The organism is Azospirillum sp. B506, from assembly GCF_000333595.1.
GTDB lineage: Bacteria > Pseudomonadota > Alphaproteobacteria > Azospirillales > Azospirillaceae > Azospirillum.
Genome location: NZ_BADK01000216.1, coordinates 1 through 10,473 on the forward strand (window position 1 = coordinate 1; position 10,473 = coordinate 10,473).

Annotated in this window: 5 protein-coding genes; 4 read left to right on the top strand and 1 reads right to left on the bottom strand. The window is 63.1% G+C overall.

From position 1 onward, the window contains the following. Positions 1 to 746, bottom strand: a 746-nt coding sequence (locus tag I71_RS07145) for a uridine kinase (RefSeq protein ID WP_042693120.1), incomplete at its 3' end; no start/stop codon positions are given. 415 nt (positions 747 to 1,161) lie between these two features. Here I71_RS07145 and I71_RS35670 point away from each other — a divergent pair. The 4 genes from I71_RS35670 to asnB all read left to right on the top strand — a co-directional run bounded on the left by I71_RS35670 (position 1,162) and on the right by asnB (position 10,291). After that, positions 1,162 to 1,737, top strand: a complete 576-nt coding sequence (locus I71_RS35670) for a nitrogen fixation protein NifQ (protein ID WP_244433690.1) — start codon at positions 1,162 to 1,164, stop codon at positions 1,735 to 1,737. Positions 1,738 to 2,290: 553 nt separating this feature from the next. Beyond that, the gene (locus I71_RS34845) at positions 2,291 to 8,116 is read left to right on the top strand and encodes a glycosyltransferase (protein WP_083897032.1); all 5,826 of its coding nucleotides are present in this window, start codon (positions 2,291 to 2,293) and stop codon (positions 8,114 to 8,116) included. Then, positions 8,107 to 8,385, top strand: coding sequence for a glycosyltransferase (locus tag I71_RS07160; RefSeq protein WP_042693126.1), 279 nt, complete (start codon positions 8,107 to 8,109; stop codon positions 8,383 to 8,385). Before I71_RS34845 ends, I71_RS07160 begins: the two co-directional genes overlap by 10 nt. Positions 8,386 to 8,398: 13 nt before the next feature. Further along, entirely contained in the window at positions 8,399 to 10,291 is a 1,893-nt protein-coding gene (gene asnB / locus I71_RS07165; protein ID WP_159107357.1) for an asparagine synthase (glutamine-hydrolyzing), read from the top strand. Positions 10,292 to 10,473 lie beyond the last annotated feature (182 nt).

Consider the following 10,473-nt stretch of genomic DNA (forward strand, 5'->3'; position numbering starts at 1 on the left):
AGGCCGTTCACGATCTGCACCTGGCGGACGTGGCGCGCCTGCTGCAGCAGGTCGAGAACGGGAAATTCGAGGATCGAGTCCTGCAACCCTTTCGCNTTCATCTCGTCGACCGAGATTTTCGGGATGAAGGTGGCGTCCTTCGACGTCTTCGGGTTCGCGGTGTAGAGGCCGTCCTCGTCCTTCACATAGATCATCGCCTTGCAACCGAACTGCTCGGCCACCAGGAAGCAGCCGGCGTCGGTGCGGTAGGGTGGGATCACGCCCTCGGCGGCCGGGCGAATCCACAACTTGTAAGGCGGCATGCCGCTGAAGACGACACCGTTCACTTCTGCCAGATAGAGCGGCACCGCCGACAGACCGGCGCCATCGACCGCCGAGATGCCGTGCTTGGCCAGAAGCTGCCCCAGCATCGCCGCGTTCTGGTCGGCCACCGAGGCGCCGAGCTGCGCCAGCACGCCGGCCGGCAGGTTGAGCCCCGCAGCGATGGAATACAGGTGGCGTGCCCGGGTGCCGGCGCCGGTGCCGATCAGCAGCTTGTGGGACTTGCGGGCGGCGACGATTTCGTCCACCAGCGGATAGACGGCCGTACGACCACGATCGATGACGCTCTGGCCGCCGATCTTGAGCACCGTCGCATCAGGCAGGATGCGGAAGTCGGCAGCCGCTTCCGCTGCTGTTTCGAGCTGCTGGTCGGTCAGCGATCGCTGCATCAGAAGCGCTTCGAGCGCGGCTGTCGTCTCGGTCATCAGGGAGCTTCCCTTTCGTCAATCGGGTCGGTGCCTTGCCCGTCAGGCCGGCCGATCGTCGTGACGGCCTGGTCCGTCCGGGCCGGGAACCGGTGGAAAGGTGACTCCTTATCCACACAGCGTCAATGGGGAAAGGGAAATGTCTTTTTATTTCATTGCACTATGATGCTTTGACTTGCAAAACGCCCATCGCGTGGGCAACCGCGCCGGCCGTGATCGCATTGCTTGGTCAGCTGGGAGCCGTCGTCGGCCTTTCCCGCCGACCGAGCATTCCCTTGGCATCGGCCGGCATCGACCGTTAGATACGGATGAACACGGTCGATGAGAGGCGTACGTGACGGATTCGGCGGCTTACCATCGCCTGATGGCATGTTCGGTATCCGGCGGCCTTGCCGATACTCAGGATCTCGGGAGGATGCTGCTGCGCCGCTGCAGCGACGCCTCGGCACCATACAGAGGCGCATTGGGGCTTCCTTCGGACAGGTTGAGTGCTCTGGTCGAAAGCGTCTTCCCGGAGGCGGCGGTCGGCTGGGCACCGGGACGCTGTTTTTCGAGTCACGTCCATCATCTGGCCGGAGCGACGGCGGAGTGCCATCACGCCTGTCCCGTCGGCATGGACCTCACTGCAGCGGAACTCACCTGGTTGGAACGCGAGGAAGCGGACTTCCTCCAGCTGCTGCTGCGCAACCGCAGCAGCGACCAGCCGGTTGCCACCGCCTTCGCCACCGTGATCGCCCGCGCTTGTGTCGAAAACGACCACCTCTGGCGCTCCCTCGGACTGGCGGGACGCAACTCCCTGGCGGACCTGCTCCTGCGCCATTTCCGTCCGCTGGCATCCACAAACATGCGAAAGTTGCGTTGGAAGCGGTTCTTCTACGAGCGGCTTTACACAGAAGGTCGCCCCTCCAACCGGCCGACGGTGTGCGATGACTGCTCCCATCATCCAGAATGTTATGGGAACACCGTTCCTGAGTCACTACGGAGACCGTGATGATCGGGATCGTACGCAGCCAATACCCAAGCCATAAGACTGGCGGCACGACATCAACCTGAACAAAACTTATCCCAGCCGCAAATCCACCAGGAAAACGTAACAATCTCAGGTTAATGAACGCATACGTCATCTTGGAGGATGCCGATTGTGCTGCTATAGTTAGGAGGCAAAGAAACTTGCGCATGCTCGACCTGCGTCTGGTCGGGCCGATGTTGAAGCAGCCCGCTCATAATAGGCATGCGCAACATCCACTGCCCAGAGGTCTTGACGAAGGCCGGCTTCACCTATACCTCCTTTTGCCGTCTCCCAACGTTCTCCTGATTTTGCAAAGGCCTTCTCAGTTATGCGCAAATCGGATCGACTGCAGACCGTCCTCGCCATCGGCGTTGACGCACCGACGCGCCACCGGAGAAAGAAAAGTGCAAAACGCATCAGGATTCAGCGTGATAAAAATGGATGAAAAAGGCGACCTTGAAAATTCTTAAATCTTTATCGAGCAAAGAACAATTCATACGCAGAATAAAATACTGAACTCCAGGATGCCAGAGCCATGCCATTCGGCGAGATAAGCGGCGTATTTATAGAAGAAAACTCCGGTTGGGTCGTTAAAGGCTGGGCATATGACGAGAAAAATCCGAAATCCTCGATAGTCGTTGTCATATATTGTGATGAAAAGCCATTGGGGTCATTCGAGGTCGGCCGGCTCAGCACCGAAAAAGATTATGTGTCGCCGTTGGCCGCAAAAAAATTTTCCATAAAAATCCCCGAAGCATTTCTCGATGGGGAAGAACATGTCATGCGATTCTTTGCAGGGAATCCAGCAAAGGAACTGACATGGCAGACAAGCAACATTTTCAGGTTGCAGCCGTTCTATGGCGCCATCGATCCGCTGAAGGGCGATGTCCTGAGCGGATGGGCGATCAATGGCAGGAGAACCGACAGGGCCACCAACATCGAAATCGAAGTGGACGGCGTCTGGCTCACCAGTCTCGTTGCCAACGAGCCGCGCCCTCACAGCGCCGGCCTGGAGAGCGGCAAGGCCTGCGGTTTTTCCTACACGCTTCCCGCCTTCATCTTCGACGGGAAAACGCACGCCATATCGGTTCTTTTCTCGAACCTGGACAGCCACCTTGCCGGAAGTCCGATCAGGAAGGAATTCGGCAGGATTGCTTACAGCATCGAAAAGGAAAGCCTGCGGTATTTCTGCAGAAATCCGGACGTCATAGAACAAGCCCGCGTCCATGGAAGGTCAAGCGCCTCCTGGCACTACGATAATTTTGGCGTCGAAGAGCAAAGGGAATCCCCCCAGTCCATCCGGCCGGTGTCGTCGCTGCACATTTTCCCTGAAGGCGCCGGGATCATCCAATGCGGCGAACTCGTCGTAAAATCGGTGACGGACGATGGTTTGTGCCGACAGGCCCGGACCGAGCTGTGGGTCCGACTGCAGGACGCTGTGGAGATATCCGCGTCGATCACCATTCTCGGCGTGGAGATTGCGACCGAAGTCGCTGTCCTTGGCTTTCCAGACATCGACCCGACGGCTTTCTGCATCTTCGCCACTGCCGAACTGCCCCCGAAGGCGGAGGTCTCGATGGTCGGCGTGCGCATTGTCCGCAAGGACGATCCGGCATGCACGCTGGCGGTTTCCACCGATACCGACCTCTGCTGCGGGATCGACATCGTTGAGAACGTCACGTCCCATGTCCTGACACTCGAAGGGTGGCTGATGGAGAAGGACAGGGATGCCTGCAGCATCTTCGTCCTGATGAACAACGTGCCTTTGACAGTTGAAATCCACTGGCGCGACAAGGCGGACGACAGCTCCTCCATTTGGCCGGAGCCGACCGCATTTCCGGTCGTGCAGTGGACCGGCCTCGTGGATATTAGCCGCCACCCCCCGGGTCCGGCATCCATGTCGGTCACCGTCCTGCGCCGAAGCGACGGCGCCGTCCGCCATCTCGGCGGCGCAGCGGTCACGGTGCCCGTTCCCGCCCGCCATGTCTTTCCCGAAAGCAGGGCGAAGATCGGCAAGCTGTCCAGCCGTCCGTTCGGCATCGCCATTCTCGACGGCGGCCATTGCGACCCGTCCCCCTGGGAGGGTGCCCTTGGCACGCTCGATTTTCTCGGGACCTACTCGTCCCTTGAAAGGCTGATGGCGGAGGATTGGTACAGGTTGGGCAACGACAGCCTCGTCATTCTCATTCCCCACGCCCCGCTGCCGCCCGATCCGACGCTTCTGGCCAGGATGATCTCCGGCTTTGCCGACGGCGAGTATGGCCACACCCTGATGGTCCCGGCCTTCGACGATCTCTATTCGCAGGACGGCACCTGCGTCCTCGCCCGCCGGTCGGCGCTGGATCTGATCGTCGGCCCCGACGCGATGGCCGGGCAGAGCCAGCCCCCCCTGCTGATGCGGTTGTCGAGCGATCAGTTGAGCGTCTGCACGCCGGATCCCGGACTCGTTCTGAATGTTGAGCATATTCGCAGAGGGGCCTCACCGGCAGAGCAGCTGGTCATCGAAGGGTGGATCGCCTGCAAGGGAGACGAGTTCCCGACCATCGAGCTTTCCGGACCGGCAGGGCCGCTCCAGCTACGACTGACCTACAAGCCGCGCCAGGATGTCTGGCGCCATTTTCCGGATCATGTCCGCTCCCTTTCGACCGGCTTCATCGGAACGGTCGGATGGAAGGATCTGGCGGTCGGCTTCCACAACTATGTGCTGCGCGGGTTCGCCGGGCCACGGAGCACCGACACCATCCTGCCGGGCATCGAGATTTTGCCGATGGTCGGCCATCTTGAGCAGCCGAAAGACGACAGTGAGGTCGATGCGAAACGGATCTTCGTTCGGGGATGGGCGATTTCCCACGATGGGACGGCGATCCGTGTCCTGGCGACGGATGACCGGATCCAGCGGGAAATTCCGGTCGATTGGGTGCGGCGCCCGGACGTCGCGGAGCATGTCGGCTGTCCGGCATCGGTTCCTGTGGGGTTCCAGGGCTTCCTCGATAGCGAAGGCATGGACATCTCCCGGCTGACCATCCGCATGTGTTCGGACACGGGCATCGCCGAACGGATCCTCACCGGCCTGACGGTCGCCCCTCCGAAGGCCGAGATCCAGGTCCGGCATCCCGTCTGGATCGCCGGCACGCCCCGCGTGTCGATCCGCGGCAATGTGGCGACGTGCCACGCCGATGTCCAGGCGGTCGCCCTCATCGCCAACGACCGCTTCTATGGCCGCACCCCGGCCGTTCAACCGGTCACGGACGTGGCACTTTCCGGGACAATGCCGCTCGGCATGTATAGCGGCTTCCATCTGGAAGCCGATCTGGCGGACCTGGCGGGACAGGACGTCACGCTGACTGTGGTGGCCTATATCAGCGGCCAGATCCACCAACTGAGAAGCTTTTCCGTCATGGTCCCGAAGGTCATGGGCGCCGACGGAGACCGGTTCCGCTGCGCCCTCGACACCCCACGGGAAGGGGAGACGATCGGAGAGAATGCGCCGATCCCGGTCACGGGCTGGGTGCTCCAGTTGGATGGGCACCCTCTGATCATCCGCGCTTATGTCGACGATGCCCTGCTCCACGAGACCGAGGCTCTGCAGAGGCGGGTCGATGTCGACCAGGCCTTTGGCCTTCCCGCGGACAAACGGTCAAAAGGATTCCGCTTTATCCTGCCAAGGCAGATCCGGGCGGGTGAGGAGTTGACGATCCGGCTGACCTGCCATGACACCGTCACGCAGGAAACCGCCGAAATCGGCATGCGACGGGTCTTCGGCGCGCCCGCCGCACCGCTCACCGACCACCGCCTGTCTCGCTGGCTCGAAGCCAATGCGCTCAATCACCGGTCGGAGGAGGATGCCCGGGCGCTGATGGCCGGTTGGACGGTCAGGCCCAAGGTCTCGATCGTCATGCCGCACTACCGGGCAAAGCCGGAATGGCTGGACCGCGCCCTGGAAAGCGTGGATGCCCAGTGGTACCGGAACTTCGAGCTATGCATCGCCGACGATGCGTCGGACGAATCCGCCTACACGGACAAGCTCCGCCAGCTGGCGGAATGCACCCCCTGGATCACCCTGACCCTCTGCAAGAAGAATGGAGGCATTGCCTCGGCAAGCAACGCCGCCGCGGAGATCGCCAGCGGCGACTTCATCCTGTTCCTGGACCAGGACGACGCGATCTCGCCGAACTGCCTGTTCGAGTTCGTGAAGCTTCTGCAGGACAGGCCTGACCTCGACATCCTGTATTCGGACAGTTGCAAGATCGATCAGCTCGGCCGGCTTTTCGACCTGACCTTCAAGCCGGACTACGATCCGGACATGCTGCTGTCCTACATGTACCTGAACCATGCAATGATGATCCGCCGAAGCCTGTTCGAGAAGGCGGGCCGCTTCCATTTGGGGTTCGACGGTTCGCAGGACTTCGAACTGGCGCTCCGGCTGGTCGAGCACACCCGGCGCATCGCCCATGTACCGGCAGTGCTGTACCACTGGCGTGTCCTGCCCGGATCGACCGCGCTTGCCGGCGACGAGAAGCCGGAAGCCTTCAATGCCGGCATCCGGGCCGTCGAGGCGGCCCTGGACCGGCGGGGCCTGCCCTACAAGACCGTGGACCGGTCCGACTTCGCCGTCCGGTCGCGCACGGGCTTCTTCCGCATCGTCTGGGATGCTCCGGAAAAGCCGCTTGTCAGCATCATCATCCCCACCCACAACCAGATGGAGTTGCTTCGCACCTGCATCGACTCCATCGAGCGGGTGTCGACCTACTCGAACTACGAGATCGTCGTCGTCGACGACCGTTCCGACGATCCGGCCACCCTGGCTTATCTGCGGAGGCTCCGGCACAAGGTGCTCACCGTGCCGAACCGGGGGCAGGGCTTCAATTTCTCGGCACTGATCAATGCCGGGGCGGAAGCCGCCGGGGGGGAATACCTGCTTCTGCTCAACAACGACATCGAGATCGTCACGCCCGGCTGGATGGAAGAGATGCTGGGTTGGGCGCGCCAGCCCGGCGTCGGGACCGTGGGGTGCCGTCTGCTGTTCCCCGGCGGGCATGTCGTGCAGCATGCCGGCCTGGTCATGCGGCTGCAGGAGGATTCGCCCGGCCATTTGTTCCGCGGCGAACCCGCCTACAGCGGCGGCTATTACGGCTGGTCCCAGATCGTCCGCGGCGTCAGCGCGGTCACCTTCGCCGCCGCGATGATCCCCCGCACCGTCTTCGACGAGCTGGGCGGTCTGGATGCCGACGAATTCCCGGTCGCCTATCAGGATCCGGACTTCTGCATGCGCGCACGGGCGGCAGGCTATCGCATCGTCTATACGGCGCATGCCGAGCTGATCCATCACGAAAGCGTGTCGAAGCCACGCACCTTCAAGGATTCGGCCGACCGGATGCGCTTCCATCTCCGTTGGCCCGATCCGGATCCCATGTTCAATCCGAACCTCGTGGGACTGGGGGAGACGCCGGCCGCGACCGACCGCCGCGTGCATCTGACCGCACCAATGATCAAGGTCCGGGTCGCGGTTCTGGTCAACAACACACGGCTCCAAGGGGCGCCGACATCCCAGTTCCTGATCCTGCGGGGGTTCGCCCTCCGGCACGGCTTCGACATCCATGTGCTGGCGGTGGACAACGGGCCGCTGTTCGATAGCTATCGGGAATTCGCCACAAGCCTCACGCGCCTGGAAGGGCCGGAGGCCGGCTGGAACCGTCAGGCGACCGATTGGCTCGAGGTGGTTCGTCCCGATCTGGTGTACGCGAACACGCTGGAGACGGAGTGGTTCGTGTCGGCAGCCCTGGCTCTCGGTCATCGGCCCTTCTGGCATATTCACGAGAGTACCGTGCCGGCGCGGTTCTTCGACCCGAACATCCCGCGGGCCCGAAAGGCGGAGCGCTGTCTGGCCGAGGCCGGACGCATCGTCTTCGTCGCCGAGGCGACGGCGAACCTGTTCCGCAGCGCGCAACTGCCCATGGCACCGGTCGCGACCATCCGCAATGGTGTGGATCTGGCCGAGTTCAGGCCGCGCTCACCCGACGACACGGTGCGCAACCGGCTTGCCCGGTACAACATCCCGCCGGAGGCGGTCGTGATCGGTACGGTTGGCACGATTTGCCCGCGCAAGGCCCAGCATCTCGCCATCCGCGCCTTCATCGAGGTGCAGAAGATGGTGCCGAACCTGCCGGTCTGGTTCGTCAGCCTGGGCGAAACACCGCCGGAGCAGGCCGCCTATGGCGAGATGATCCGGACCATCATCGCCGAAGCCCCCCATCCCGAACGCATCCTGCTTCTGCCCGAGGATCGGGCCGTCGCCGACTGGTACCGGTGCTTTGACGTGTTCATCCTGGCGGCACTGGGGAATCCTTTCCAATGGTGGTGATCGAGGCGATGGCGAGCGGGCTCCCAGTGGTTTCCAGCAACGTGTTCGGGATCGCGGAGCAGGTGATCGACGGCGACACCGGCTTCCCCTTCGACCCCGGCGATGTCGAGGGTATGGCCGGTGCCCTGTGGAGGCTGTCGATGGAGCCCTCCCTGCGGACCCGGATGGGGAAGCGAGGCCGGTTCGTGGCGGAAAGACTCTATGGCATCGATCGGATGGTCGACGCCTATGCCCGGGAATTCCGGCTGTTGCGCGAAGAGTTGGGCTGAGGAGCAGTGTTCGATGTGCGGAATGTTCGGCATCGTGACCCGCAAGGGGGAACAGCCCAATTTCGGGCTTCTGGTGAGTGCCACCGACTCGCTTCAGGCTCGCGGCCCCGACAGCGGCGGGCATGCGGTCAGCGGGCGCGTCGCCTTCGGAGCGAGGCGTCCTGCCGTCATCGATCTCAACAGCGGCGGCCAGCCGGTCGAATCCCGCTGCGGTACCGTCGTGGCGATGCAGAACGGCGCGATCTATAACCACAAGGACCTGCGCGCCGAGCTTCTCGGACTGGGCTATCCCCTGCGCAGCTCCGGCGATACAGAGATTCTCACCTATGGCTACATGGCCTGGGGAATCGACGGCCTGCTGGAGCGCCTGGACGGACTTTACACGTTCGCGGTGCATGACCGGGCGCAGGGGGTGGTTCATCTGGCGCGCGACCGGATGGGTGAGAAGCGGTGTTTCTATCACTTTGATGGGCAGAGCCTCGTCTTCTCCTCGCAGCTGCTCACGGTCGCCCGCTGCCCCAACATTCCGTTCCGCCTGAACCCCTCCGCCGTCGAAGCCTATTTCGCCCTGCACTTCGTTCCCGGTGAGGAAACGGTGCTGGAGGGCATCCACAAGCTGCAGCCGGCCCATGTGCTGACCTATCGGCTGGACAGCGACAGTGTCGTGGTGCGGCGCTACTGGCAGATCGAACCGCAGCCCATCCGCCCCCCGCTCCACCGCCGCGAAGCGACGGCGGAGTTGAGGAGGCGGGTGGAGTCGGCGGTGGACTCGCGCCTGATCGGCGACGTGCCCGTCGGCGCCTTTCTGTCCGGCGGCATCGCCTCCTCCGCCATCGTCGCCTGCATGGCCGAGCGGGTCGCAGGGCTGAAGACATTCAGCGTCGGTTTCGAGGACGGCAAGTTCGACGAAATCCCTTATGCCCTCACCGTCGCCCGCCGGTTCGGCACCGATCACCATCACCTGACCTTCGGGATGAAGGATTTCGAACAGCTCATCCCCGACGTGGTCGCCGCGATGGACGAGCCGACCGGCGACCAGGCGTTGCTGCCCGCCCTGTGGATGGCCCGGCTGGCGCGCCAGCACGTCGCGGTCAGCCTGAGCGGCGAGGGAGCCGACGAGATCTTCGCCGGTCACGACCATTACCAGCCGAAGATGTTGCCCGACGACTGGCGGGCGACGGCCTACGCCGCCTTCCGGCCCTTCTTCAAGCCGACGGAGGTGGACAGCACCATGTTCCACCGGACGAGCGACCGGACGCCGAGCGGTTTCCCGCTTGTCATCGATGGGGAAGCCAGGGCGGCGATCCTGCGCCGCCCCGGCATGTTTGAACACAGCCCATGGTCGAAGTCCTTCGCCGACGGCTTCGCGAAGTTCCAGGATCCGCTGCAGGCGGCCTGCTACACCGATCTGGTGACATCGCTGCCCGACAATCTTCTGGTCAAGGTCGACACGATGGCGATGAGCGCCTCGCTGGAAGGGCGCTGCCCCTTCCTCCAGCCCGATCTCGTCCAGTGGGCGCTGGGGCTGCCGCAACGCTTCAAGGTCGGCCTGCGGGGATCGAAGGAGATCCTGCGCGACGCCTTCGCCGACCGGCTTCCCCCGGAGATCCTCAACCGACGCAAGCACGGCCTCAACCTGCCGCTCAATGCCTTCTTCCGGTCCAATGCCGGCCGGAGCATGGTGATGGATCACATCGATACCATGCACGACCACGGCATCGTCCGCAGCGACCGCCTGCGCACCATGGTGACCGGCTGGCTGACGCAACCGGAACCGCCCGGCCGTAACCTGATGGCGCTGCTGCTCTACCGGATGTGGCTCTCCCACGCCTACCGGCAACCGAAATTCCAGCTGGCATCGGAGCATCAGGAAGAGAAAAGACCGCAAGCCCTGCTGACCGCCTGATCGTGCCGGGACCCGGCTTCGGGGATCGATGAGCGGATGCGGTGGCCGGCGCGTCCACCGTGCTGAACCGGTGGCATGCCGATGCGGCACAAGACCGGCGACCTGCTGGTGCGCCGACACCCATCCTGCGGCGTCGGCCAGCACCTGTGATGTGGATTTTCAGGCCTTTCATCCTATGGAAT